This is a genomic window from Streptomyces sp. NPDC001714, from assembly GCF_042892755.1.
Classification (GTDB): domain Bacteria; phylum Actinomycetota; class Actinomycetes; order Streptomycetales; family Streptomycetaceae; genus Streptomyces.
This window is the reverse complement of sequence record NZ_JBIAUL010000020.1, coordinates 58,910-83,929: the sequence shown is the minus strand read 5'-3', so window position 1 is coordinate 83,929 and position 25,020 is coordinate 58,910. Positions and strand designations below refer to the sequence as shown.

Sequence of the window (25,020 nt, the reverse complement as noted above, 5' to 3'; positions counted from 1 at the left end):
GTACGGGCGTCCGGTATGTCCCTTCACGGCCCCATCCTGCCCCTTACGGTGACCCCACCATTCGACTCCGGGGAGTGGCGGGGGCACCCACATGGAGTGGCTGAACACGGAGAACATCGTCGCTGTGGGCACCGCGGTGCTCGGCATCGTCGCGTCGGCGGGCATCTTCTGGTACGAGCGTCGCGTCCCGCGCCGTAAGCGCATCGGCTACCGCGTGCAGATGGACAACCCGATCGGCGACGACGCCCGTTCGGGCCGCATCGGCAGACGCCTGGGCCTCTTCGACGAGGCCCCGGACATGGCCGACGCCACCCTGGTCCTGCTGCGCATCGAGAACGACGGCTCCCAGGGCATCGGCCGCGACGACTACACCAGTCCCGAACTGCACGGTCTCACCGCGGTGTTCACCGACCGCATCGTCCGGGGCGTCTCGGTCACCCAGCCGACCGACAGCGACCACCTCATGCCGCACTTCACCCCGGACCGCGGCTTCGGCTACGCGGGCAACACCCTGCGCATCCCGCGGGTCCCGCTCAACCACGGCGAGCACTTCAAGCTCCTCGTGCTGCTCTCCGGCGGTGACGTCGGCCGGGAGATCAGGATCGTCGGCGGGCTCCACGACGGCGAGGTGCACCCCAACCGCAGCGCCACCCCGGACGACGCCACGCCCCTGTTCAGCCGCGCCTCCCGGCTGATCACCATCATGCTGACGCTCAGCGTCCTCACCCTGGCCACGATCGTCGTGGCCCGCGACGACACCCCGCCGCCGATCGGCTGCGCGAAGGGCTCGCTGCGGGTCATCGGCTCGACCGCCTTCGCCCCCGTGATGGAGGACGCGGCGAAGAAGTACGAGAAGGAGTGCGAGGGCGTGTCGATCACGGTGGACGCGCGCGGCTCGACCGCCGGGATCAGGGGGCTGAACGACGCCGGGAAGCAGGCGAAGAAGGGCTCCCCGCCGGTCCTGGCCCTCTCCGACGGCCCCAAGCCCACCGACATGCCCCAGCTGAAGGAGAACCGGGTCGCCCTGGTGGTCTTCGCGCTCGTCGTGAACGACGGCGTGCCGCTGCGGAACCTCACCACGGCCGACGTACGACGGCTGTACCGGGGCGAGATCACCAACTGGAAGCAGCTGGGCGGCCCCGACCTGCCGGTGGTGCTGGTCAGCCGGGACGCCGACTCCGGGACCCGGCAGGTGTTCCAGCGGCGGATACTGAAGCGCGGTGAGATCGCCAACTCCTCCGTGGACTGCCTGCACAAGGACGACCCGACGGCGAAGGTGATCCGCTGCGAGCTGGACTCGACCGACCAGGTGCTGTCGGAGGTGGCCCAGCTGAAGGGGGCGGTCGGCTACGCCGAGCTGAACACGGCGGAGGGCGCGAAGGGCCTGCACACCCTCTCCCTGGACGCCAACGCCCCGTCGGTGGACGCGATCGAGCGCGGCGTCAGCCCGTACCCGTACCGCGAGATCGAGTACGCGTACACCTACGGCCAGCCGGCGGCCGACTCACCGGCGTCGAGCTTCCTGTCGTACGTCAGCAAGGGGAACGGCGAGGACGTGATCCGGTCGTACGGGCATGTGCCTTGTTACACACCGGTGGGGATGAACCTGTGTGCGTGAAGTTAGTTACGCTTTGCGGTGGTTCGTGCGTCGTGGTGGAGCACCGTGCTGTGAGATCGCCCTGCTCCCGTCCCGGCCGACTCCTCCGTGAGCACCAAGCGCTGGGCGGCCGGGTCGTCCCGTACGCGGAGACGGGGCACCGGCAGCCGGACTACGAGCCCCGACGATCCCCACCACGACGGGTTGGCGAACACGCCACATGGGACGACCGTCAGCACCGGAACTCGATACCGCAGGCCTGCCTGATTCCATCCATCGCCCGCAGCGTGCCGATCGACGCCTCCAGCGGCCGCAGTTCCGACTCCCGCCTGCCCTCCGTCACACATCGCGCCACCTCCGCCGCCTCGAAGTGGAGCCCGTCGTGCCCGGTGCGCGGCTCGGTGTACCTGAGTGCCGTACCGCCGCCCGACGGGGTGAGCAGGACGTCCCCCGGCTGGTAGAAGGGGCCCGGCAGGGTGAGGGTGGCGTGGCTGCCGGCGATGGTCGCGGTGGTCGGGGTGTCGCTCAGGAGTGTGGTGTGCACGACGGCCTGGTTGCCGGCGCCGTCACGGAGGACGGCCGAGATCTGGCCGTTCACGCCCGCCGGGTGCGGCTGGCCGAAGGCGACGATCCCGGCCGGCTCACCGAGGACCCAGGTGGCGAGGGAGACCGGGTAGGTGCCGAGGTCGAGGAGCGGTCCGCCCGCGAGGTCGGCGCGCAGGATGCGGTGGCCGGGGGCGAAGTGCTCGCCGTGATCGGCCAGGACGGTGTGGAGGTCGCCGAGGACACCGGAGTCGAGGATCTGACGGACCACGTCGAAGCGGGGGAGGAAGAAGGTCCAGAGCGCCTCGGCGCAGAACAGGCCGCGTTCCCGGGCCAGTCGTGCGAGTTCGGCGGCCTGGGCCGCGTCGAGGGCGAGCGGCTTCTCCACGAGGGTGTGCTTGCCGGCCCGCAACGCCAGCTGGGCGCAGGCGAGATGGGCGGTGTGCTCGGTCGCCACATAGACGACGTCGACGTCCGCCGCCGTGACCAGCTCCTCGTACGAGCCGTAGGAGCCCGGGATGCCATGCCGGGCGGCGAAGCCCGCGGCCCGGCCCGCGGTTCGGGAGGCGACCGCCGTGAACCGCTGGCGGGTGTGGCACCGGACGGAGTTCACGAACCGCTCGGCGATCCAGCCGGTGCCGAGCACACCCCAGCGCAGGGCGGGCGCCGCCATGGGATCCGGGGTGCGCGGGGCGGGGAGGGCGGTGGGGAAGGCCCCGGTGGACATGTCAGACCTCCGGGACCTGTACGGCGACCGTCCGGCCGTCGGCGTGCATGGACCCGATGACGGCCTCGGCCACGGCGGCGGCCACCAGCCCGTCGTACGCGGTGGCGAGCGGCGCGGGCCGGCCCGCGGCGATGGCGTCGGTCCAGGCCTGCAGTTCCAGCCGGTAGGCGTCGGCGAACCGGGGCCGCCAGTCGGCCGGGTAGCCGGTGGCCCGGGTACGGGCGGTGTCGGACACCAGCCGGGCCGGGTCGGTCAGCGCCAGCGTGCCGTGCTCGCCGACCACCTCGCAGCGGACGTCGTAGCCGTAGCCGGCGTTGAGGAACGTCTCCACGGTGGTCAGCGCGCCGTCGGCGGTGCGCAGCAGCATCACCTGCGGGTCGCGCAGCCCGGCCACCGCCGAGGTGGGCCGGGCCGCGTGCCAGCTCACCTCGGTGATCGGGGCGCCGAGCAGCCAGGGCACGGTGTCGAACTCATGGATCGCCGACCCGGTGACACTGAACTCGTCGGTGGCGCCGGGCGCGGAGGACACACCCCGGCTCACGCAGTGCACGAGGAGGGGCGCACCGGCCGTACCGGAACCGAGGGCGGCCCTGAGATCGGCGTACCCGGGGTCGAAGCGGCGCATGAAGCCGAGTGAGACGAGGTGCGTGCCGTCCTCCCGGAGGACCCGCACGCACTCGGCCGCCGTGGGCGCGAGCGGCTTCTCGCACATGACCGCCTTTCCCGCCCGTACGGCGGCGATCGCGAGGTCGGCGTGCGTGCTGTCGTGGGAGGCGATGACGACGGCGTCGACGTCCGGATGGGCTATGAGCGCGTAGGCGTCGTCGGTGGCCCGCGCCCCCGGCACCCCGGCGGCCACCTCCGCGGCCCGCCTTCCGTCGATGTCGGCGACGTACGTCACCTGGGCGCCGGAGACCCAGCGGTGCAGCGTGTTCACGTGGTCGGCGCCCATGTTCCCGGCGCCGACGACTCCGACCCGTATCGGGTTCGACGACGTCATCGCAGGCTCACCCACGTGCCCTGTTCGGCCGAGCGGCTCATCGCGTCGAGGGCGGTCGCGCTGTGCACGGCGTCCTCCAGGGTCGGACCGTAGGAGGTGCCCTCGGCGACGGACCGCAGGAAGTTGCGGGCCTCGATCACCTTGAGGTCGTCGTAGCCCATGGCGTTGGCGGCGCCGGGCTGGAAGGCGGCGTACTCGCCGTGGCCGGGGCCGACGAAGACCGTGGAGACGGGCTGGTCCTGGTAGGAGGTGCCGAGGCTGACGCCCAGCTCGCCCATCCGCCGGTAGTCCCAGAAGACGGCGCCCCTGGTGCCGTGCACCTCGAAGCCGTAGTTGTTCTGCTCGCCGACCGCGATCCGGGAGGCCTCCAGCACACCGCGGGCGCCGGAGGCGAAGCGCAGCAGGCAGTTGACGTAGTCCTCGTTCTCGACGGGGCCGAGCTCCCCGCCGGTGGCCAGGGTGTGGCCGGCGGTGGCGCCGGTGGGGCGGGCGCGCTCCGGGATGAACACGGCCGTGTCGGCGGCCAGCGACTCGATGTCGCCGAGCAGGAAGCGGGCCAGGTCGACGCCGTGCGAGGCGAGGTCGCCCAGCACCCCGCCGCCACCCCGGGCCCGCTCGTACCGCCAGGTCAGGGCGCCGTCGGGATGGGCGGCGTAGTCGCTGAACAGCCGCACCCGGACATGGGTCACGGTCCCCAGCTCACCGGAGGCGATCAGCTCACGGGCGTGGGCGACGGCGGGTGCGTTGCGGTAGTTGAAGCCGACGGTGCCCCGCACCCCGGCCTCGGCCACCGCCGCCGCCACCGCGCGGGCGTCCTCGGAGGTCAGCCCGACCGGCTTCTCGATCCATATGTGCTTGCCGGCCTCGGCCATGGCGACGCCGATCTCGCGGTGCAGGAAGTTCGGCGCGGTGATGCTGACGGCGTGGACCCGCGGGTCGGCGGCGACCTCGCGCCAGTCCCGGGTGGTGGACGCGAACCCGAACTGCGCGGCGGCCTCCTCGGCCCGCCCGGGCACCTCCTCGGCAACGGCCACCAGCTCGGGCCGCACGGGCAGCTGCGGGAAGTGATGGGCCACCCGCTGGTAGGCCTGGGAGTGCACCCGCCCCATCCACCCGAATCCGACGACGGCGACGCCGAGCGTACGCACCATGGGCTGCCCCTCCTTGGACCGTCCAGAGCCTGAGTGCTCACGATGCGGCGCCGCTTCAGAAGATGTCAAGACATTCGGGCGTCCGGACAATTCCGCGTGCACCGCCATCGTGTCCGCCCGCGCAGTTCCCCGCGCCCCTATGGGGCGCGTCTGAGCCGCCGCCCGCTACAACGCCCCGTCAGGGGCGCGAGAAACTGCGCGATCAACCACGACGGTGCGGTACCGAAATACGGCGCGAAGCCCCCACCCTCCAGGGGCGCGGGGAACTGCGCGAACACCCCCCACGGTGCGGCACCGAACGACGGCGCGAAGCCCCCACCCCCCAGGGGCGCGAGAAACTGCGCGATCAACCACGACGGCGCGGCACCGAAATACGGCGCGAAGCCCCCACCCTCCAGGGGCGCGGGGAACTGCGCGATCAACCACGACGGTGCGGTACCGAACGAGGGCGCGAAGCCCCCACCCTCCAGGGGCGCGGGGAACTGCGCGATCAACCACGATGGCGCGGTACCGAACGAGGGCGCGAAGCCCCCACCCCCCAGGGGCGCGGGGAACTGCGCGATCAACCACGACGGTGCGGTACCGAACGAGGGCGCGAAGCCCCCACCCCCCAGGGGCGCGAGAAACTGCGCGATCAACCACGACGGTGCGGTACCGAACGACGGCGCGAAGCACCCACCCTCCAGGGGCGCGGGGAACTGCGCGAAGACCCCCCACCCCGCCGCACCGGTCCGACGACGCGCGCCACCCTCACCGCGGTTCCGGCGGCCGCTGCCTGGGCATGTTCGGCCGAGCCCCGTTCGGCCCCGGCGGCAGCGGGAACCGCCCGTTCAGATGTCCCGCATCCGCCCGCGGCCCCGCCGTCACCGTCGCCTGCATGCCCAGCGGCGCCGGCCCCGTCCGGAACTCCACCATCCAGTCGGCCGTCTCCGTACGGACCAGTTCGGTCACGTCCTCCGAGAACCTCCGCAGCACCCCCAGGCACCGCTCGGCCGCCTCGCTCGCCGTACCCTCGGCCGGCCCCAGCACCTCCCGCACACTCTCCGACGCCCAGTCGAACTGCAGCACCTGCAGTCGCCGCTGCACGGCCTGCGCGGTGGCCATGTCCCTTATCCATCCCGACGTCACCCCGAAGAACCGGTCGATGCCGACGCAGGACACCGCCAGCAGCAGCGCCAGATACCCCCAGGGCGCGACCCCGCCGACCACCCCGGTCAGGTCGAGGAGCGGCAGCGCCGCCCCGAGCGTCGCCCCCACGGCCGCCCCGCACCGCAGCGCCCGCGCCCCGCGCCGCTTCCAGATCCGGTCCGCCAGATACCACCCGGCCGTCTCCAGCGCCCCGCGCTCCACCCACCGGTACAGCTCGTCGAGCCGCTCGGCCGGCTCACCCCAGTCCCCGAGCGGGAACGCCCGCCCGGTCAGATCACCCGGCCGCAGTCCGGCCGCACCCTCGCCGCCCCGCCCGTCCTGAGGCGGTCCCTCGGGCTGCATCTCCGGCTGACCCACCCGGCACTCCCTAACTGATCCCGGCCGGTCACGTTCCGTGACACCGGACCTGACGTTGGGCCTGGCACTGGCCCCGGCACTGGACCCGACAATGGATGCTGACGACGGGAACCCTTCCTACCGCCCAATGGGTGGCGAAGGCTGTGCTTTCGTCTCTTTTCCGCCCGGAAGTGGGTCTTGATCAGGTATAGGGCCACCGGGAATCTCACTCGAAAGAGTGGCGGGGCGATGGCTGCGTCGACCACGTAGGCTCATCCACAACAGAGAAAATCCGGACCCGACCCAGGAGCTGATCGTGATCCCCGGTGGTGGCCAGCCCAACATGCAGCAGCTGCTCCAGCAGGCCCAGAAGATGCAGCAGGACCTGGCGCGGGCCCAGGAGGAGCTGGCGAGCACGGAGGTCGACGGACAGGCGGGCGGCGGCCTGGTGCGGGCCACCGTGACCGGTTCCGGCGAACTGCGCGCGCTGAAGATCGACCCGAAGGCGGTGGACCCGGAGGACACCGAGACCCTCGCGGACCTGATCGTCGCGGCGGTGCAGGCGGCCAACGAGAACGCCCAGGCGCTCCAGCAGCAGAAGCTCGGCCCGCTGGCGCAGGGTCTGGGCGGCGGCAGCGGCATCCCCGGCCTGCCGTTCTGATGTTCGTCGCCCGCACGACACCCGCACCGCCTTCCTAGGACAGGCGGCAGCCAACTACGGTACGTACCGAAAGACTCCAGGAAGGGCAGTCCGTTGTACGAAGGCGTGGTCCAGGACCTCATCGACGAGCTGGGGCGGCTTCCCGGCGTCGGTCCGAAGAGCGCGCAGCGGATCGCCTTCCACATCCTGCAGGCGGAGCCGACGGACGTACGGCGTCTCGCGCAGGCTCTCCTGGAGGTGAAGGCGAAGGTCCGCTTCTGCGCGACCTGCGGCAACGTGGCACAGGAGGAACTGTGCAACATCTGCCGCGACACCCGCCGCGACCCCACGGTGATCTGTGTCGTGGAGGAGCCGAAGGACGTCGTCGCGATCGAGCGCACGCGTGAGTTCCGCGGCCGCTACCACGTCCTCGGCGGCGCGATCAGCCCGATCGAGGGGGTCGGCCCGGACGACCTGCGGATAAGGGAGCTGCTCGCCCGCCTGGCGGACGGCACGGTGACGGAGCTGATCCTCGCCACGGACCCGAACCTGGAGGGCGAGGCCACTGCCACCTACCTCGCCCGCATGATCAAACCCATGGGCCTGAAGGTCACCCGCCTGGCCAGCGGCCTCCCGGTGGGTGGCGACCTGGAATACGCGGACGAGGTCACGCTCGGCCGCGCCTTCGAGGGGAGACGACTCCTAGATGTCTGACGCCACGCTGCACGCGACCGCGCAGAACCCTGACGACTTCGCGGTCCAGATCGCCGACCAGGTGGAGAGTTTCCTGGTGGCCGTGACGGAGGTGTCGAAGGGCGACGAGCCGGACTCGACGGTTCCCTTCCTCCTCCTTGAGGTCTCCCAGCTCCTGCTGGCCGGCGGCCGTCTCGGCGCGCACGAGGACATCGTCCCCGACGAGCGCTACGAGCCGGACCTGGGCCCCGAGCCGGACGTCGACCAGCTCCGCGAGAACTTCGGACGCCTCCTCGACCCCATCGACGTCTACTCCGAGGTCTTCGACCCGTACGAGCCCCGCAAGGCGCCGGTCCCGGCCCGGATCTCGGACGACCTGGCCGACATCATCACCGACCTCCGCCACGGCATGGCCCACTACCGTGCGGGCCGCACCACGGAGGCCCTGTGGTGGTGGCAGTTCTCCTACTTCTCCAACTGGGGTCCGACGGCCTCCGCCGTCCTCCGAGCCCTTCAGTCCGTCCTGATCCACGTCCGCCTCAACCAGCCCCTGGAGGAACTGGACGGCCTGGACACCGACCAGGCGACCATGGGCGACGAGACCCTGGAGTTCGAGGCGGGCCAGGTCATGCAGCAGGAGATCGGCGGGTCACCGGGAGTGCGGTCCTCTGCCAAGTAGGACAGCCACGGTGAACCCGTAATTCGTGGACTGAGCCTCGTCGGCGCGCGGGTCACAGCGTCCACACCCCCTTCGCCACCGCGGTGACCCCGCCCGTCAGGGCGAGGAGGAGGACCAGGCGGCGGGCGTGGTGTTCGGGGAGGCGGTCGCCCACCTTCCTGCCGATGATGCCGCCCGCCGTCATCGCCGCGGCCACCGCCGCCCACTGCGCGCCGCCCAGCCCCGGCACCCCGTTCGCCGTCACCGAGAAGGCGTTGACGAGCACGCCGTAGAACTGGGCGTTGGGGACGAACTCCCGTACCGTCCAGCCCGCGTTGAGGGCGTAGAGGGAGATCGGGGGGCCGCCCACGCCCGCCGCCGAGTTCATGAAGCCGCCGACCGCGCCGGCCGTGAGCGCGCCGCCCCGGCCGCGGAGTGCGGGGAGTCGGGCGCCGCGCATCACCAGGAGGACGGCCGCTGTCACCAGGGCGCCCATGGTCAGCAGGAGGAGCGGCGGCGGGAGCTGGTGGGTGATCCAGGTGCCCGCCGGGACCGTGCAGGCCGCCGCCGCGCACAGCGGGACCATCGCGGCCGGCCGCACCCGGCGCCAGCCGCCCGCCAGGCCCACCACGCTGATCGCGCCCGCCGCGCAGTTGGCGAGCGCGACGCCCTCGGCGGGGCCGAGCAGCAGGATCAGGGTGGGTACGGCGACCAGCGCGAAACCCATGCCGGTCAGCCACTGCACGCTCGCGCCCAGCAGCACGATGCCGGTGAGAAGGATCAGCGCCGTCATGGTGTACCTGCCTACACCAAGGGTTCGGGAGTGCACGTCCTCGTTGCGGGACGCGGGAGACGGGATCGTTGATCTCACCAGGTCAGCCCGTCCCAGACGCAAGGATCCCGCCGTGAAGCCGCTGCTCTCCTCCCGTCCCGTCCTGTGGTTCCTCTTCCTCTTCAACCTCGTCGTCGCCGCCGTCGCGCCCTTCGCCGTCGACGGCACGCAGGGGGTGATGACCGCCGTCGGGATGGGGGTCGTCTCGCTCGGCGCCGGGGTCAGCCTGCTGCGCTCATGAGGAATTGGAGCAGTCCTGCACGTCCGCTGTACGTCGGCTGCACGCGCGTTAACCGCACACGTACCGCGCGTGGGGGTGAGCCAGGCCGGCAGCGACACGCCCGCCCACAAGCCCGGCAAGGCACAGATCGCCGGCCTCTTGAGGAGGATGTGGCTGCGTAGGGGCCGGCGTGGGCGAGCGTGGCGGCGCCCGTGGTGACCCCCACTCGACCTCGAAGCCGTACCGCTTCAGCCCGCGCCGGAGGGATTCCGCGACCGGCTCGTCGTCTTCCACCAGAAGTGCGCGCACGCCCCGTACCTAATTCCTGAGACTTCACGTACGGAGGCCAATGTGAGGCAGGGCACTTTCCGCGTGGGGTGCCGTCCGCTGGGCAGGTTCCGGTCGCGAGCGGCGCGGCCCGACCAGTCTCACCATGCGGGAGCAGGCTGGTGGAATTCGGACGCTCGTTAAACTGAGCCGACACAACAAACCGAGCGAGGAGCGCACGTGGGCCTTGTCGTGCAGAAGTACGGAGGCTCCTCCGTTGCCGATGCCGAGGGCATCAAGCGCGTCGCCAAGCGAATCGTGGAAGCGAAGAAGAACGGCAACCAGGTGGTTGTCGTCGTTTCCGCGATGGGCGACACGACGGACGAGCTGATCGATCTCGCCGAGCAGGTATCCCCGATGCCTGCCGGGCGTGAGTTCGACATGCTGCTGACCGCCGGAGAGCGTATCTCCATGGCACTGCTGGCCATGGCGATCAAAAACCTGGGCCACGAGGCCCAGTCGTTCACCGGCAGCCAGGCAGGCGTCATCACCGACTCGGTCCACAACAAAGCCCGGATCATCGACGTCACGCCGGGGCGGATCAGGACGGCGCTGGACGAGGGCAACATCGCGATCGTGGCCGGGTTCCAGGGCGTCAGCGCGGACAAGAAGGACATCACCACGCTGGGACGCGGCGGGTCCGACACGACCGCCGTGGCGCTCGCCGCCGCGCTGGACGCCGAGGTCTGCGAGATCTACACCGACGTCGACGGTGTGTTCACCGCCGACCCGCGCGTGGTGAAGAAGGCGCGGAAGATCGACTGGATCTCCTTCGAGGACATGCTGGAGCTCGCCGCCTCCGGTTCCAAGGTGCTGCTCCACCGCTGTGTGGAGTACGCGCGCCGCTACAACATCCCGATCCACGTCCGGTCCAGCTTCAGCGGACTGCAGGGCACGTGGGTCAGCAGCAAGCCGATTGGGGACAAGAAGGTGGAACAGGCCATCATCTCCGGTGTCGCGCACGACACCTCCGAGGCCAAGGTCACGGTCGTCGGGGTGCCCGACAAGCCGGGCGAGGCCGCCGCCATCTTCCGGACCATCGCCGATGCCGAGATCAACATCGACATGGTCGTGCAGAACGTGTCCGCCGCGGCCACCGGCCTGACGGACATCTCCTTCACGCTCCCCAAGACCGAAGGCCGCAAGGCCATCGACGCGCTGGAGCGCAACCGGGCGGGCATCGGCTTCGACTCGCTGCGCTACGACGACCAGATCGGCAAGATCTCGCTGGTCGGCGCGGGGATGAAGACCAACCCGGGGGTCACGGCCTCGTTCTTCGAGGCGCTCAGCGACGCCGGGGTCAACATCGAGCTGATCTCCACCTCGGAGATCCGCATCTCGGTCGTCACCCGCGCCGACGACGTGCCGGAGGCCGTCCGCGCCGTGCACACCGCTTTCGGTCTCGACTCCGACACCGACGAAGCCGTGGTCTACGGAGGCACCGGCCGATGACTGCCAAGCCGGCGCTCGCGGTCGTGGGTGCGACCGGAGCCGTCGGCACGGTGATGCTCCAGATCCTGTCCCAGCGGGCGGACGTCTGGGGCGAGATCCGCCTGATCGCCACCCCGCGCTCGGCCGGCCGCAAGCTGACCGTGCGCGGGGTCGAGGTCGAGGTCGTCGCGCTGTCGGAGGAGGCCTTCGACGGCATCGACGTCGCGATGTTCGACGTGCCCGACGAGGTGTCCGCGCGCTGGGCGCCGATCGCCGCCGCCAAGGGTGTCGTCGTCGTGGACAACTCCGGCGCCTTCCGGATGGACCCGGAGGTGCCGCTGGTCGTCCCCGAGGTCAATCCGCACTGCGCCCGCAACCGGCCGCGCGGGATCATCGCCAACCCCAACTGCACCACCCTGTCGATGATCGTCGCCCTGGGCGCGCTGCACGCCGAGTTCGGGCTGCGCGAGCTGGTGGTGTCGTCGTACCAGGCGGTGAGCGGGGCCGGGCGGGCCGGCGTGGAGACGCTGCGGGCCCAGCTGTCGATGGTCGCCGGTACGGAGCTGGGCACCAAGCCCGGTGACGTACGGCGGGCGGTCGGGGACCTGACCGGGCCGTTCCCGGAGCCGGTCGCGCTGAACGTCGTACCGTGGGCCGGGTCGCTGCGGGAGGACGGCTGGTCCTCGGAGGAGATGAAGGTGCGGGACGAGTCCCGCAAGATCCTCGGGCTGCCGAAGCTGCCGGTCGCGGTGACCTGCGTGCGGGTGCCGGTGGTCACCACGCACTCGCTGACGGTCCACGCCAGGTTCCAGGGCGAGGTCACGGTCGACAAGGCCCGGGAGATCCTCGACACGGCCCCCGGGGTCGTCCTCTTCGACAACCCGGCCGCGGGCGAGTTCCCGACCCCCGCCGATGTGGTCGGCACCGACCCGACCTGGGTCGGGCGGGTCCGGCGGGCGCTCGACGACCCGACCGCGCTGGAGCTCTTCGTGTGCGGGGACAACCTTCGCAAAGGGGCCGCGCTGAACACCGCTCAGATCGCCGAGCTGGTGGCGGCGGAACTGACTGGCCGTTCAGGTAGTGAGGATTTTGTGTGAACAGCCGGTGACCACGGCAAACGCCCTGTAGGCGGCCCGGGTGGGAGCGGGCCCACAGGTAGGGTCTACGTAAGAAATGTGTCCCGGAGCATGGTCCAAACCTCTTGAACCAGGGCCCGTCCGCGTTCGAAGATTTTCCTCCCCGTCCTCCGCAACCATGCGGACGGCGGGGAGCGTCTTTGCGGTCGCCCACTTACCGGGCGCTTACGCAACCGGGCCTTGGGGGCGCGGGGACGCATGATCCTGGCGTGGGGACGCCGTGATCGGGGCGTGGGGACGCCTGTTCATCATGGGACATAAGGGAAGAGCGGGACGCATGGCGGCAATTGACGCACCGTCGGGTGTGCTGCCGGACGCGCACAGAACAGTGCCGACCGCGCCGGCCGGCCCACCCGGTGGACTCGGCGGACCCGGCGTGCACGTGGCCGGCGGACCCGGCGTGCGCCCGTCCGGCGGGCTCGGCGCGCGCCTGTCCGGCACGCCCGATGTAAAAGTGATGCCCGGCACGTACAACCCCACCGGGGGTAGACGTGTCCAACTGGCGTGGCAGAGGTACTCGAACTCAGCGCGCCCCGCGGCGCGACGGCCCTGCGGCCGCCCCGCGCCGGCCTGCGCCCCCGCATGCCCGGCGCGCCCGGCGGCATGCCGGTGATCGCGCCCATGCCCGCAGCGCGGCCCACCCGCATACCCGGCCAGCGCGACGGCGCGGAGGAGACGACGGCGGCGGCCGGTACCACCGTCGACCACCTCACCGAGACCTACCGGGCGCACTACCGCTCGCTCCTCGGCCTCGCCGCGCTCCTCCTCGACGACACCGCCTCCTGCGAGGACGTCGTCCAGGAGGCGTTCATCCGCGTCCACTCCGCGCGCAAACGCGTCCGTGACCCGGAGAAGACCCTGGCCTACCTGCGTCAGACGGTCGTCAACCTCTCCCGCTCCGCGCTGCGCCGCCGCATCCTCGGCCTCAAGCTCCTCTCCAAGCCGATGCCGGACGCGGCCAGCGCCGAGGAGGGCGCCTACGACCAGCTGGAGCGGCGCGACCTGATCAAGGCGATGAAGGGCCTCCAGCGCCGCCAGCGCGAGGTTCTCGTCCTGCGCTACTTCGCCGACATGACCGAGGCCCAGGTCGCCGAGACGCTCGGCATCTCGCTGGGCTCGGTCAAGGCGTACGGGTCGCGCGGCATCGCGGCCCTGCGCGTGGCCATGGAGTCGCCGGCATGACGGACAGTCCAGAGGGAGGCGACTCACATGATCGCCACGAGCCCTACGCCTGGCACGAGCCGACGCCAGGACAGCACCACGAGCAAGAGCACACGCAATCGCACGCTGGGAACGGAACTGTGAACCACGGCCCCGAGGAAAAGGGCCCCGAGGGCCTGGAGCAGGGCCCTGAAGGGCTCCGGAGCGGGCTCGGCCCCGGCTTCGGGGCCGGTGCCGACGGCCCGGAGACCCTGGACGGGCTCGACACGGACGAGCTGGCGCTGCGCCGGCTGCTGCACTCCGCGGTCGACGACCTCGCGCCGCGCGACGGCAGCCTCGACCACCTGCGCCGCGCGGTGCCCGCCCGCCGGGCCCGCAAGCGGCAGGCCGCCGTCGGCATGGCGGCCGCGGCCCTGTTCATCGGGACCGCGATCCCCGCCCTGATACACGTCTCCAACTCCGGCGGCACCGACCCCAACACCTCCATGGCGGGCCAGGCCTCCCAGGCGCAGGGCGGCGCCACCGGCGGCAAGAACCCCGACGGCGGCTCCGGCACCGCGGGCGGCAGCGGCGGCCAGGCCGCCGACCAGAGCCCCGGCGGCCCCAAGGACGGCGGCAAGAACGAGAGCACCGGAGCCGTCTCCGGCACCAAGGTCGTCCCCACCGCCAGCGCCGCCAGCAGCGCCCCCGTCTGCACCTCCGCGCAGCTCGGCACCCCGACGTCCACCGTCGACGCCCCCGACTCGACGGGCGTCGTCTACGGCACCTTCCGCGTCGTCAACGTCTCGACGACGAGCTGCACCGTCGGCGGCCCCGGCAGCGTGGGCCTCCTCGCGCAGGGCGCGGCCGACAGCACCAAGATCAACGCCGTCCGGCATGCCTCCGGCGACGCGGCGGCCGGGCTGCCCGACCCGACCACCGAGCTCACCGGCCTGATCCTGGCGCCCGGCGCGGCCTACGAGGAGAAGTTCGGCTTCGTCCCCTCCGAGACCTGCCCGACCAGCGGCTCCAGCACCGGCGGCTCCACCGACACCGGCGGCACCGACGGCGGCACGGCCTCCCCGAGCCCCTCCGAGGGCGCCAGCAGCAGCGCCGGTACGACCACGTCCGGGTCGGACGGCACCACCACCCAGCTGCTCACCGAGGACGGCACGGCCGACGGGAGCGTCGCGGTCTCGTACACCCCGGAGGCCGGGTCCCCGACCGGCTCGGCGACGGTGACGAACGCGTGCGCCGGGACGGTCTACTGGACCGGGGTCCTGGCGGCCCAGTGACGGGCGGGACCGGCGGGGGCCGTCATACGGCGGTCGGCTGCTGGGCTTCCTCTTCCGGCTCCGGGACCAGGCCGAGCGCCGCGTCCCGGGCGAACTCCACCTCGCGGCGCAGCAGCCGGAACCACATGAACACCACGAACCCCGCGAACACGAACCACTCACCGGTGTAGCCGAGGTTCTGGAACGCCTTGAGGTCGAGCCCCGAGTTGTCCGGCGCGGTCGCCGGTACGGCCGTCATCCCCGCGTCGGCCTTGTCCAGGGTGATCCACGCGTCGTACACCGGGTACGGCACCAGGTTCACCAGCGAGGCCGCGCTGATCGCCGCCGTCTGTCCCGACGGCAGCCCGCCCTGGTTGCTGACGCCGTTGTCCCCCGGCGTCTCGGAGGCCTGGAGCGCGCCGGTGACGGTGACCTCGCCGGTGGGCGGGGCCGGCACCTCGGCGGCGTCCGCCTTGCCGGGCAGCCAGCCGCGGACGACGGGCAGGGCCTTGCCGGAGTCGGTGCGCAGCAGGGTCAGGACGTAGAAGCCGTCCTTCCCGTCGACCTGGCGGTCGGGCACGAGCAGTTGCTTGGCGTACCGGCCGGTGACGGTGGCCCGCTTGCCGGAGGTCGACTGGTCGACGGGCAGCAGGTCGGCCAGCGGCCGGGCCGCCTCCGTCTTCGCCGTCTCGACCTGCTCGTCGGCGCTGCGATGCGCCTCGACCCGCGCCTCGAAGCGGCTCAGCTGCCACGACCCCATGAAGATGCAGAACGGGATGGCGAGCAGCACGAAGACGTTGATGCCCCACCAGCGGGGTGTCAGCAGAAAGCGGTACACGCCGTCCACGGTACGGGGCGGTTCATGACGGTTTACGGGCGGGGTGGGCGCGTCCCGCCCCGGACGTGCACCTGGAGGTTCGCAAAGTTATCCACAGGCCGTGGACTCTCCTCGACGCATTGTGGGCGGGGACGGGCACTATGGGGCCATGACTGCGGCCATGAGTGAGAGCGACATGCCGGACTGGGAGAAGCGCTTCCGCGCCCCTCGGGTCTCCCTGCCGGACTGGGCGGAGGACGCCCCCGACCGTTCCCTGTTCGTGTCGAACGCGACGGGGACGTACGAGCTGTACGCCTGGGACCGCGCGAGCGGGGAGCAGCGCCAGGCGACGAACCGGCCGAACGGCACGACGGACGGGCTGCTCTCCCCGGACGGCGCGTGGATCTGGTGGTTCGACGACAAGGACGGCGACGAGTTCGGCGTCTGGCGCCGCCAGCCCTTCGGCGGCGGCGCGGACGAGGAGGCGGCGCCGGGCCTGGAGCCGTCCTACCCCTCGGGTCTGGCGCTGGGCCGGGACGGCCGCACGGCGGTCGTGGGCCGCTCGACGGACGACGAGGGTACGACGATCTACCTGGTCAGAGCGGGGGAGGAGCCGCTGGAGATCTACCGGCACGCCGAGTCGGCCGGTGTCGGCGACCTCTCCCACGACGGCTCGCTGATCGCGATCGAGCACACCGAGCACGGCGACGCGATGCACTCGGCGCTGCGCGTGGTCCGCCCGGACGGCACGACGGTCGCCGAGCTCGACGACACCGAGGGCGGCACGGAGGAACTCGGCCTGGAGGTGCTGGGCTTCGCCCCCGTCGACGGCGACCCGCGGCTGCTCATCGGCCACCAGCGGCGGGGCCGCTGGGAGCCCCTGGTCTGGGACGTCGCCTCCGGCGCGCAGACGGACCTCACCCTCGACCTGCCGGGCGACGTGAGCGCGGAGTGGTACCCGGACGGCAGCGCACTGCTCATCGCGCACAGCCACAAGGCCCGCAGCGACCTGTTCCGCTACGACCTGGCCACGCGCGAGCTGGCCCGCATCCCGACCCCGCCGGGCTCCGTCTCCGGGGCCACGGCCCGCCCCGACGGCACCGTCGAGTACCTCTGGTCCTCGGCCGCCGAGCCGCCGGTGGTCCGCTCAACGACCGGCGAGGTGGTCCTGGACCCGCCGGGCATGAAGTGCCCCCCTTCCGTCCCTGTCTCGGACGCGTGGGTGGAGGGCCCCGGCGGCCTCATCCACGCCCTGATCCAGAAGCCGGCCGGCGCCGTCGGGCCCCTGCCCACCGTCTTCGACCTGCACGGCGGCCCGACCTGGCACGACAGCGACAGCTTCGCGGCGGGCCCGGCGGCCTGGGTGGACCACGGGTACGCGGTGGTCCGCATCAACTACCGAGGCTCCACGGGCTACGGCCGGGCCTGGACGGACGCGCTGAAGCACCGGGTGGGTCTGATCGAGCTGGAGGACGTGGCGGCGGTCCGGGACTGGGCGGTCGAGTCCGGGCTCGCCGACCCCGACCGGCTCGTCCTGACCGGCGGCTCCTGGGGCGGCTACCTCACGCTCCTCGGCCTGGGCACCCAGCCGGCGTCCTGGGCGGTGGGCATCGCGGTCGTCCCGGTCGCCGACTACGTCACGGCGTACCACGACGAGATGGAGTCCCTGAAGGCGATGGACCGCACGCTGCTGGGCGGCACGCCGGAAGAGGTCCCCGACCGCTTCGCCGCCTCCTCCCCCCTCACCTACGTGGACGACGTCAAGGCCCCCGTCTACATCTCGGCCGGCCTCAACGACCCCCGCTGCCCGATCCGCCAGATCGACAACTACGTCAACCGCCTGGCAGCCCGCTCGGCCCCCCACGAGGTCTACCGCTACGACGCGGGCCACGGCTCCCTGGTGGTCGACGAACGCATCAAGCAACTCCGACTGGAAATGGAGTTCGCGGAGCGCCACCTCACGCCTACGGCGGCGACCCCGACAGACTGACCGACCCGGCCTCTCGAGAAGCGAGCCCCTCACTCGCACCGGACCACGGCGCGGTGCGTCCCGTAAGGGGCGCGGGGAACGGCGCGGTCAACCACGATGGTGCGGCACCGGATCACGGCGTGGTGTGCCCGGTAAGGGGCGCGGGGAACGGCGCGGTCAACCACGACGGTGCGGCACCGGGCCACGGCGTGGTGTGAGCCGATTGAGGCTCAGCTCCCGCTCAGCCGCAGGCATCGGTACCGCGCCGGCCCACGCACCCCCACCCCTCAACCGAGCGAGTCGGGTGGGTGGGTGGGCAAGGCCCGGCGGCCGGACAGCTCCGCCAGCCCCCGACGGGTGGCGACCACCACCACCCGGTCCCCACCCCGCAGCACATACCCCCCGTCCGCAACCCCCTGCCGGCCCTCGAGCGCCAGCACCCGCCACGCCCCCACCCGAAACGCCCCCTCCACCGTCCGCCCCTCCAACTGCGGATGCCCGCCCACCCCCACCACCGCCACCAGCAGCACCTTCCGCTCCACCGGGATCGCCCCGAGGATCTGCCGCCCCAGCATCGCCCCCGCGAAGGACGGCGCCGCCAGGTACGACACGCTCCGGCTCCTGGTGATCGCACGCGGATGCGCCGCCCGCAGCGTCCGGTACACGGCGGTCGCGAAGTCGTCGTCGTACAGCCGCAGCACCGCCGTCAGATCGGGCCGCACGGACCGCGCGTACAGCACGGCCTCCAGATTCGTCGTGTCGGCGCTGGTCACCGCGAGCAGCGCCTGCGCCCGATGGATCTTCGCGGCCTCCAGGACCCCTTCCTGGGTCACGTCCCCGAGCACCACCGGCACCCGCAGCCGCCGCGCCACCGCCAGCCCGCGCGCCTCGGGGTCGGCCTCGACGCACACCACGGGCACGTGCAGCTCGCGCAACCGCGTCAGTACCCGCGTCCCGATCTTCCCCAGCCCGAGGAGCACGACATGCCCGCCCAGCCCCCGAGGCGGCTTGCGCAGCGCGGACGCGGTGCGGAAGGTCCCGAGCGCCTCCAGCACCGCCGCCAGCAGCACCGGCAGCAGCAGCAACCCGACCAGCCCGGACAGGAGTTGCAGGATCTGCCGGCCGAGCGGCGCCCCGATCGCGGGGTTGTCGATGGCGAACAGGTCGAGGAGCGTGTAGTAGAAGGCCCGTACCGGATGCATGTGCGTCACCACCGACAGCGCGACCGCGAGCGCGACCACGCAGCCCGCGCTGCCGAACAGCGACCACCTGAGCCGCCGCGAGAACAGCGAGGCGAGCGGCGGTACGACCCCCACCCCGCGCCCGGCCGGCTCCGCCGCCCCCGCGGACGACGACACGTGCTCCAGCACCATCACGCCACGCTCACCCGCGGCCCGTACCTGCTCGGCGTCCGGCAGCAGCCGCGGCCCCCGCTCCCGGCCGCCCTCGGCCGGCTCCGGCCCGGTGCCGTTCGGCGAGAGCAACGCCAGCGGGAACAGCCCCCGCTCGGCGGCGTCCTGCCCGGCGACGGCACCCGGCGGCAGGTCCACCGCCCGCAGCACCAGCCCCTCCGTGTGGATGACCTTGCCGCGCCCGGCGAGCGCGGTGGCGGCGAGCGCGGGCGCGGCGGTGTCGGCGTCGGACAGCACGATCGTGGAGGCGTCCCCCACCGCGCCGCCCTCGCTGCCGTCCACGTCCCCGATCGCCAGCGCGGCCGCCTGGTCGAGGAGTTCCTCGATGTGCTGCCCCAACCGTCGGTTGTACAGCCGCAGTACGAGCCGCAGCCGCGGATTCAGCCGGCGGGCGGTGAGGGCGGCCCGGATGTTGGTCTCGTCGTCGTCGTACACGAGCGCGAGCGCGGCGGCCCGCTCCACCCCCGCCTCGGCGAGCACCGCCTCGGTGGCCTCGACCGCCTCCAGCACCCGTTCCCCACGCGGCCCTTCACCGGAACCGGTGACCGCCCCGGCGCCGCCGGAACCACCGGTGCCGCCACCGCCACCACCGTTCCCGCCCGTCCGGCCCACGGCCGCACTGACCACCCGGTCGAACAGCGCGGCCGAGGCGGCCCGGGCGCGTCCGACGACCGGCGGCCGGGCGATGCGCACGTTCGGCGGTACGACAAGGGTGACCTGTTCGCCGTAGACCGTGCGCAACTCGGCGGCCAGCCGGTGCGCGAGCCCGTCGTCCCCGCACACCACCATGGGGGCCGGGGCCCCACCACCCTGATACGGAACGCTCGCCACGAGGGAAAAGACTGCCTCAACGGGACGCATGGTTCCAGCAACGAGATGAACAGCCGCCCCTGACCGCCCGTAGGGAAGGTGAGGGAGCATAATCCCGGATCTGACCGAAGTGCCGGAGGTACCCGACCCGTGGCCATCACCGAGAAAGCCGCCCCGCCCGGCACCGCGCCGGAGGACGGGACCCCCGGCGCCGCGCCCGAGGGCGGGACCCCCGGCGCCGACGGCACCGGCACCCCGCCCGACCGGGAGGGCTGGCACCTCAACTCTCCCCTGGCCCTGACCCTGCTCCTCCTCCTGGTCGTGGTGTTCCAGGGCCCGGTGCGCGGCGCGCTGTCGAAGCCGGTGATGCAGAGCTGGATGACGGTGTTCGTGGCGGTGGTCGTCCAGGCGCTCCCGTTCCTCGTCCTCGGCGTGCTGCTCTCCGCGGCGATCGCGGTCTTCGTCCCGCCCTCCTTCTTCGCCCGCGCCCTGCCCGGCCACCCGGCTCTGGCGGTACCGGTCGCGGGGCTGGCCGGGGTGATCCTCCCGGGCTGCGAGTGCGCGTCGGTCCCGGTGGCCGGCGCGCTGGTCCGCCGGGGTGTCACCCCGGCCGCGGCCATCGCGTTCCTGCTCTCCGCGCCCGCGATCAACCCGATCGTGCTGACGGCGACGGCGGTGGCGTTCCCGCGCAACCCCGAGATGGTGGTGGGCCGGTTCGCCGGCAGCCTGCTGGTGGCGTGCGCGATGGGCTGGCTGTGGCAACGGCTCGGCCGCACCGACTGGCTGCGGCTGCCGGCGCACGCGCACCACGAGGGCGAGACCAAGGGGGAGGCGTTCTGGTCCTCGGTCCGGCACGACACCATGCAGGCGGGCGGCTTCCTGGTGCTCGGCGCGATGGCGGCGGCGACGCTGAAGGCGGTGGCCCCGGCGGAGTGGCTGCGCACGGCGGCCGCCAACCCGGTGGTCGCGATCCTCGCCCTGTCGGTCCTGGCCGTACTCCTGTCCATCTGCTCGGAGGCGGACGCGTTCGTGGCGGCCTCCCTCACCCAGTTCTCGCTCACCGCGAAGCTGGCGTTCCTGATCGTGGGCCCGATGATCGACCTCAAGCTCTTCGCGATGCAGGCCGGCACCTTCGGCCGCGGCTTCGCCCTGCGCTTCGCTCCGGCCACCTTCGCGGCGGCGATCGCGGGCGCGGTCCTGACCGGGGCGGTACTGCTGTGAACCGGCAGGCGCAGGCGGCGGTGATGTTCCTGGTGGGCGCGGCCCTGCTGCACGCGGGCGGGACCAACCTCTACCTGCGCTACGTCAAGGCGGGCCTGCAGCCGCTGGTGCTGGCCGCGGGCGCCGTCCTGATCGTCTCGGCGCTGGCGACGGCCTGGTACGAGTGGAAGCGCGCCCGGGCCCGGAAGGAGGCCGCTCCCGAGGCACACCCCGCTCCCGAGGCACACCCGGAGGCACATGCCCACCCCGAACCCCGGATCTCCTGGCTGCTGGTCCTCCCCCTCCTCGCCCTGATCCTCGTCGCCCCGCCCGCGCTCGGCTCCTACAGCGCGCTGCGCACCGGCACGGCCCTGCAACAGCCGTACGGCTACCTGAAGTTGCCCAAGTCCGACCCGATGCCGCTCAACCTCGTCGACTACGCGGGCCGCGCGGTCTACGACCACGGCCGTTCGCTGGCCGGTCACCAGGTCCGGATCGAGGGTTTCGTGGCCGTCGACTCGGCCGGCACCCCGTATCTCGTCCGCATGGCCCTCAACTGCTGTGCGGCGGACGCCCAGCCGGTGAAGGTGGCCCTGACCGGCAAGATCCCCCCGGTCCTCCAGCCGGACGCCTGGCTCCAGGTGACGGGCACGTACACCGCCCGCCAGACCCACGACCCGGTGAACAACGGCCCGATCCCGTACCTGGAGGTCACCGCGGCCAAGCCGATCCCGACCCCGGCCGACCCGTACGACGAGACCTGGAACAACTGACGCCCGCAGGACCGTCCCCGCGCCTACCGCTCCCCGAAGAACGCGGCCAGTTTCGCGACGGCCGGGGTGACGTGCTCGTCCCGGTCGTAGAGGCCGACGTGTGTGGCGCCGTCGATCCAGAACAGTTCCCTGGGGCTGGTGACCCGCTGGAACGCGGCCACGCTCATCCAGGAGGTCACCGCCTCGCGGCCGACGATCATCAACAGCGGGCGCGGGGCGAGCAGTTCGAGGGCGTGGAAGGCGTCGAAGCCGGCGATGCGGTCGACGCTGTTCCAGGTGAACTCCTCGGCCGCGCGGGGGTGCCGGGCGCGGGCCGTGCGGTAGTACTCCCACCCCTCGTGAGCGTGCGGCCCGCCGGCGCGTGCCTCGTCCTCGGTCGCGGGGAAGAGCGGGAAGGTTGCCACGCCCTCGCCGCGGGCCTCGGCGGTACGCGCCGCCGCGGCCGCGGCCAGCATGCCCCGGAGGACGGCGGGGTCCTGGCCGCCGTCGGCGCCGTGGCGGAACTGGCGGGCGACGTCGACGGCGCTGACGGTGGCGACGGCCCTGATCCGCGGGTCGGTCGCGGCGGCGGCGAGGGCGTAGCCGCCGGAGGCGCAGATCCCGAGCGCCGAGATCCGGTCGGGGTCCGCCTCCTCCCGGGTGGCGAGGAAGGAGACGGCGGCCCTGAGGTCCTCGACCCGCTGGGCCGGGTCCTCCAGTCCGCGCGGCTCGCCCTCGCTCTCGCCCTGGTGGGCGGCGTCGAAGGCGAGGGTGGCGAAGCCGTGCTCGGCGAGGCGCCGCGCGTACTCCCCGGCGGCCTGCTCCTTCACCCCGGAGCCGGGGTGTCCGACCACGACGGCGGGGAGCGGCCCGGTGACGTCGCCGTCGGGCGTGTACAGGTGGCCGGCGATCTTCAGGCCGGCGCTCGGGAAGGTGACGTGAGTCTTCATGGCCCCCACCGTCGCGCCGCCCGCACCCGGGTGCCAGGGAGGGCCTTGCCTGTGCAAGCCAGTACCAGGCACGGGACGACGCGGGGGCCGACACTGGACCCATGACCCCCGCCGCTCCCACTCCCGGTCCCGCTTCCGTCCCAGGCAACGAACTGGGCGAGTTCCTGCGCGCCCGCCGCGCCGCCCTCGCCCCGGAGCGGGCGGGCCTGCCGGACGACGGCCGGCTGCGCCGGGTACCCGGCCTGCGCCGTGAGGAGCTGGCCCAGCTGGCGCACGTGAGCATCGACTACGTGGTCCGCCTGGAGCAGGGCCGCACCCGCAGGGTCTCCCGCCCGGTCCTGGACGCCCTGGCCGACGCCCTCCAACTCGCCCCGGACGAACGCGACTACCTCCTCACCCTCGCCGACGTGGCCCCCGCCGCTCCGCAGCGCCGCCCGGGCCGTCCCGAAGTCGCCCCCGGCCTGCGGCAACTGCTGGCGACGATGCCCGACGTCCCGGCGATGATCCTGAACCGCCGTATGGACGTGCTGGCCTGGAACGCCGGGGCGGCCGCGCTCCTCACCGACTTCGCGGCGCTGCCGCCGTCCGCCCGCAACCTCATCCGCCTCACCTTCCTGGACGAGCACGTCCGCGCCCTGTACGCGGACTGGCCGCGGGCGGCCCGCGAATGCGTGGCGGTCCTGCGCATGGAGGCGGGCCGTGCCCCTGACGACCGGGCCCTGACCGCCCTCATCGCCGAACTGGCCGACCGGGACCGGGACTTCCGTACCTGGTGGGCCACCCACCAGGTGCGCGGCCCCCGCCAGCTCACCAAGACCTACCACCACCCCCTCGCCGGCCCCCTCACCCTCGACGTCCACCAGTTCTCGGTCGACACCCACCCCGACCAGCAACTCGTCGCCTACACCCCGGCCCCGGACTCCTCGTCCCAGGAGGCCCTGCGGTTCCTGCTGCAGTGGTCGGCCACGGCACGAACGCGATGACGGCGGACGGCAGAGGCGCCACCGGGCCGGCCGCGGTCACATCCGGCCGACCGTGTCCTGGTCGTCGACCGGGGCGGCCGGGGCCGGCAGGGTGAGGGGTGGTTCGGTTTCCCTGCGGCGGGTGAGGCGGCGGGCCAGGGGTTCGGTGTAGCGGGCGGTGAGGGGGCCGAGGACGACGAGGATCAGGACGTAGGCCGTGGCCAGGGGGCCCAGGGAGGGTTCGATGCCGGCGGTGACGGCGAGGCCGGCGATGACGATGGAGAACTCGCCGCGGGCGACCAGCGTGCCGCCGGCCCGCCAGCGGCCCTTGGCCGATATCCCGGCGCGTTTCGCGGCCCAGTAGCCGGTGGCGATCTTCGTCACCGTGGTGACGGCCGCCAGGGCGAGCGCGGGCAGCAGCACCGGCGGGATGCTCGACGGGTCGGTGTGCAGGCCGAAGAAGACGAAGAAGACGGCGGCGAACAGGTCGCGGAGGGGAGCGAGCAGGTGGTGGGCGCCCTCGGCCACCTCGCCGGAGAGCGCTATGCCGACCAGGAAGGCGCCCACCGCGGCGGAGACCTGCAGCTTCTGCGCGATGCCCGCGACCAGCAGGGTCAGGCCCAGGACCACCAGGAGCAACTTCTCCGAGTCGTCGCTGGAGACGAAACGGGAGATGTGCCGGCCGTAGCGGACGGCGATCAGCAGGACCAGTCCGGCGACCCCGAGGGCGACCGCCAGGGTGAGGCTGCCCGCCGCCAGCCCGACGCCGGCCAGCAGCGCGGTGATGATCGGCAGGTAGACGGCCATCGACAGGTCCTCGAGGACGAGGATGCTCAGGATCACCGGGGTCTCCCGGTTGCCGAGCCGCCCCAGGTCCCCGAGGACCTTGGCTATGACACCGGAGGAGGAGATCCAGGTGACACCGGCCAGTACCACGGCCGCCACCGGGCCCCAGCCCAGCAGCAGGGCCGCCGCCGCGCCGGGCAGCGCGTTCAGCGCGGCGTCGACCAGGCCCGCCGGGTACTGGGTCCTGAGGTTGGAGACGAGATCGCTTGCGGTGTACTCGAGGCCGAGCATGAGGAGAAGGAGTACGACGCCGATCTCGGCGCCGATCGCGACGAACTCCTCGCTGGTGCCGAGCGGGTAGAGCCCGCCCTCGCCGAAGGCGAGCCCGGCCAGCAGGTAGAGGGGGATGGGCGAGAAGCGGAGGCGTCCGGCGAGCCGGCCCAGCAGGCCGAGGCCGAGGATGATCGCACCGAACTCGATCAGGAACACGGAGGAGTCGTGCACGGCT

The 25,020-nt window shown here is 72.5% G+C and carries 22 protein-coding genes and 1 pseudogene; 13 read left to right on the top strand and 10 right to left on the bottom strand.

What is annotated here, in order from left to right:
• Positions 1–91: 91 nt before the first annotated feature.
• The gene (locus tag ACFY0P_RS40075) at positions 92–1,618 is read left to right on the top strand and encodes a PstS family phosphate ABC transporter substrate-binding protein (RefSeq protein WP_388925112.1); all 1,527 of its coding nucleotides are present in this window, start codon (positions 92–94) and stop codon (positions 1,616–1,618) included.
• A 211-nt stretch (positions 1,619–1,829) separates the two neighbouring features.
• Here the strand turns inward: ACFY0P_RS40075 and ACFY0P_RS40070 are convergent, their stop codons facing one another.
• From ACFY0P_RS40070 to ACFY0P_RS40055, 4 genes are all read right to left on the bottom strand, one after another.
• Entirely contained in the window at positions 1,830–2,867 is a 1,038-nt protein-coding gene (locus ACFY0P_RS40070; protein ID WP_388925109.1) for a Gfo/Idh/MocA family protein, read from the bottom strand.
• A 1-nt stretch (position 2,868) separates the two neighbouring features.
• On the bottom strand, positions 2,869–3,867 hold the full coding sequence (locus tag ACFY0P_RS40065) for a Gfo/Idh/MocA family oxidoreductase (protein WP_388925106.1): 999 nt from the start codon (positions 3,865–3,867) through the stop codon (positions 2,869–2,871).
• The gene (locus ACFY0P_RS40060) at positions 3,864–5,018 is read right to left on the bottom strand and encodes a Gfo/Idh/MocA family protein (protein WP_388925103.1); all 1,155 of its coding nucleotides are present in this window, start codon (positions 5,016–5,018) and stop codon (positions 3,864–3,866) included. The genes ACFY0P_RS40065 and ACFY0P_RS40060 overlap by 4 nt, the downstream gene beginning before the upstream one ends.
• A 750-nt stretch (positions 5,019–5,768) precedes the next feature.
• Entirely contained in the window at positions 5,769–6,524 is a 756-nt protein-coding gene (locus tag ACFY0P_RS40055) for an SLATT domain-containing protein (RefSeq protein ID WP_388925100.1), read from the bottom strand.
• Between the two features lie 295 nt (positions 6,525–6,819).
• On the opposite strand from ACFY0P_RS40055, the gene ACFY0P_RS40050 reads away from it, so the two are divergent.
• The 3 genes from ACFY0P_RS40050 to ACFY0P_RS40040 all read left to right on the top strand — a co-directional run bounded on the left by ACFY0P_RS40050 (position 6,820) and on the right by ACFY0P_RS40040 (position 8,515).
• Entirely contained in the window at positions 6,820–7,164 is a 345-nt protein-coding gene (locus ACFY0P_RS40050; RefSeq protein WP_388925097.1) for a YbaB/EbfC family nucleoid-associated protein, read from the top strand.
• A gap of 93 nt (positions 7,165–7,257) precedes the next feature.
• Positions 7,258–7,857 (top strand): recombination mediator RecR, encoded by a 600-nt coding sequence (gene recR / locus ACFY0P_RS40045; protein ID WP_093500254.1) that lies wholly within the window; start codon positions 7,258–7,260, stop codon positions 7,855–7,857.
• Positions 7,850–8,515 (top strand): DUF5063 domain-containing protein, encoded by a 666-nt coding sequence (locus tag ACFY0P_RS40040; RefSeq protein ID WP_388925094.1) that lies wholly within the window; start codon positions 7,850–7,852, stop codon positions 8,513–8,515. Before recR ends, ACFY0P_RS40040 begins: the two co-directional genes overlap by 8 nt.
• 52 nt (positions 8,516–8,567) lie before the next feature.
• On the opposite strand, the gene ACFY0P_RS40035 is transcribed toward ACFY0P_RS40040, so the two are convergent.
• Positions 8,568–9,287, bottom strand: coding sequence for a TSUP family transporter (locus ACFY0P_RS40035; protein WP_388925091.1), 720 nt, complete (start codon positions 9,285–9,287; stop codon positions 8,568–8,570).
• Positions 9,288–9,399: 112 nt separating this feature from the next.
• Between ACFY0P_RS40035 and ACFY0P_RS40030 the strand changes: the two genes are divergently transcribed.
• Positions 9,400–9,567 carry a hypothetical protein gene (locus ACFY0P_RS40030; protein ID WP_388925088.1) on the top strand — a complete coding sequence of 56 codons (168 nt, stop codon included), beginning with the start codon at positions 9,400–9,402 and terminating at the stop codon, positions 9,565–9,567.
• Positions 9,568–9,724: 157 nt separating this feature from the next.
• On the opposite strand, the pseudogene ACFY0P_RS40025 reads toward ACFY0P_RS40030, so the two are convergent.
• Positions 9,725–9,855: pseudogene (locus tag ACFY0P_RS40025) on the bottom strand (response regulator); the annotation flags it as partial.
• Between the two features lie 198 nt (positions 9,856–10,053).
• On the opposite strand from ACFY0P_RS40025, the gene ACFY0P_RS40020 reads away from it, so the two are divergent.
• The 4 genes from ACFY0P_RS40020 (at position 10,054) to ACFY0P_RS40005 (ending at position 14,875) form a co-directional block, all read left to right on the top strand.
• Positions 10,054–11,325 (top strand): aspartate kinase, encoded by a 1,272-nt coding sequence (locus tag ACFY0P_RS40020; RefSeq protein ID WP_352361221.1) that lies wholly within the window; start codon positions 10,054–10,056, stop codon positions 11,323–11,325.
• On the top strand, positions 11,322–12,401 hold the full coding sequence (locus ACFY0P_RS40015) for an aspartate-semialdehyde dehydrogenase (protein ID WP_388925085.1): 1,080 nt from the start codon (positions 11,322–11,324) through the stop codon (positions 12,399–12,401). The genes ACFY0P_RS40020 and ACFY0P_RS40015 overlap by 4 nt, the downstream gene beginning before the upstream one ends.
• A gap of 543 nt (positions 12,402–12,944) precedes the next feature.
• Positions 12,945–13,622, top strand: a complete 678-nt coding sequence (locus tag ACFY0P_RS40010) for a SigE family RNA polymerase sigma factor (protein ID WP_388925082.1) — start codon at positions 12,945–12,947, stop codon at positions 13,620–13,622.
• 119 nt (positions 13,623–13,741) lie between these two features.
• The gene (locus ACFY0P_RS40005) at positions 13,742–14,875 is read left to right on the top strand and encodes a hypothetical protein (protein ID WP_388925079.1); all 1,134 of its coding nucleotides are present in this window, start codon (positions 13,742–13,744) and stop codon (positions 14,873–14,875) included.
• A 22-nt stretch (positions 14,876–14,897) separates the two neighbouring features.
• Here ACFY0P_RS40005 and ACFY0P_RS40000 read toward each other — a convergent pair whose 3' ends face one another.
• Complete coding sequence (locus ACFY0P_RS40000) at positions 14,898–15,692, bottom strand: SURF1 family protein (RefSeq protein WP_388925076.1); 795 nt, start codon at positions 15,690–15,692, stop codon at positions 14,898–14,900.
• 160 nt (positions 15,693–15,852) lie between these two features.
• On the opposite strand from ACFY0P_RS40000, the gene ACFY0P_RS39995 reads away from it, so the two are divergent.
• A complete protein-coding gene (locus ACFY0P_RS39995; RefSeq protein ID WP_388925073.1) occupies positions 15,853–17,661 on the top strand; it encodes a S9 family peptidase in 1,809 nt (602 codons plus the stop codon).
• Between the two features lie 266 nt (positions 17,662–17,927).
• Here the strand turns inward: ACFY0P_RS39995 and ACFY0P_RS39990 are convergent, their stop codons facing one another.
• Complete coding sequence (locus ACFY0P_RS39990) at positions 17,928–19,841, bottom strand: NAD-binding protein (protein WP_388925413.1); 1,914 nt, start codon at positions 19,839–19,841, stop codon at positions 17,928–17,930.
• Positions 19,842–20,012: 171 nt separating this feature from the next.
• Here ACFY0P_RS39990 and ACFY0P_RS39985 point away from each other — a divergent pair, with 171 nt between their 5' ends.
• Complete coding sequence (locus ACFY0P_RS39985) at positions 20,013–21,083, top strand: permease (protein ID WP_388925070.1); 1,071 nt, start codon at positions 20,013–20,015, stop codon at positions 21,081–21,083.
• The gene (locus tag ACFY0P_RS39980) at positions 21,080–21,835 is read left to right on the top strand and encodes a TIGR03943 family putative permease subunit (protein WP_388925067.1); all 756 of its coding nucleotides are present in this window, start codon (positions 21,080–21,082) and stop codon (positions 21,833–21,835) included. The genes ACFY0P_RS39985 and ACFY0P_RS39980 overlap by 4 nt, the downstream gene beginning before the upstream one ends.
• Before the next feature lie 23 nt (positions 21,836–21,858).
• On the opposite strand, the gene ACFY0P_RS39975 is transcribed toward ACFY0P_RS39980, so the two are convergent.
• Complete coding sequence (locus ACFY0P_RS39975) at positions 21,859–22,764, bottom strand: alpha/beta hydrolase (RefSeq protein ID WP_388925064.1); 906 nt, start codon at positions 22,762–22,764, stop codon at positions 21,859–21,861.
• Between the two features lie 101 nt (positions 22,765–22,865).
• On the opposite strand from ACFY0P_RS39975, the gene ACFY0P_RS39970 reads away from it, so the two are divergent.
• Positions 22,866–23,747, top strand: a complete 882-nt coding sequence (locus ACFY0P_RS39970; RefSeq protein ID WP_388925061.1) for a helix-turn-helix transcriptional regulator — start codon at positions 22,866–22,868, stop codon at positions 23,745–23,747.
• Positions 23,748–23,783: 36 nt separating this feature from the next.
• Here ACFY0P_RS39970 and ACFY0P_RS39965 read toward each other — a convergent pair whose 3' ends face one another.
• The gene (locus ACFY0P_RS39965) at positions 23,784–25,016 is read right to left on the bottom strand and encodes a cation:proton antiporter (RefSeq protein WP_388925058.1); all 1,233 of its coding nucleotides are present in this window, start codon (positions 25,014–25,016) and stop codon (positions 23,784–23,786) included.
• Positions 25,017–25,020: the final 4 nt, after the last annotated feature.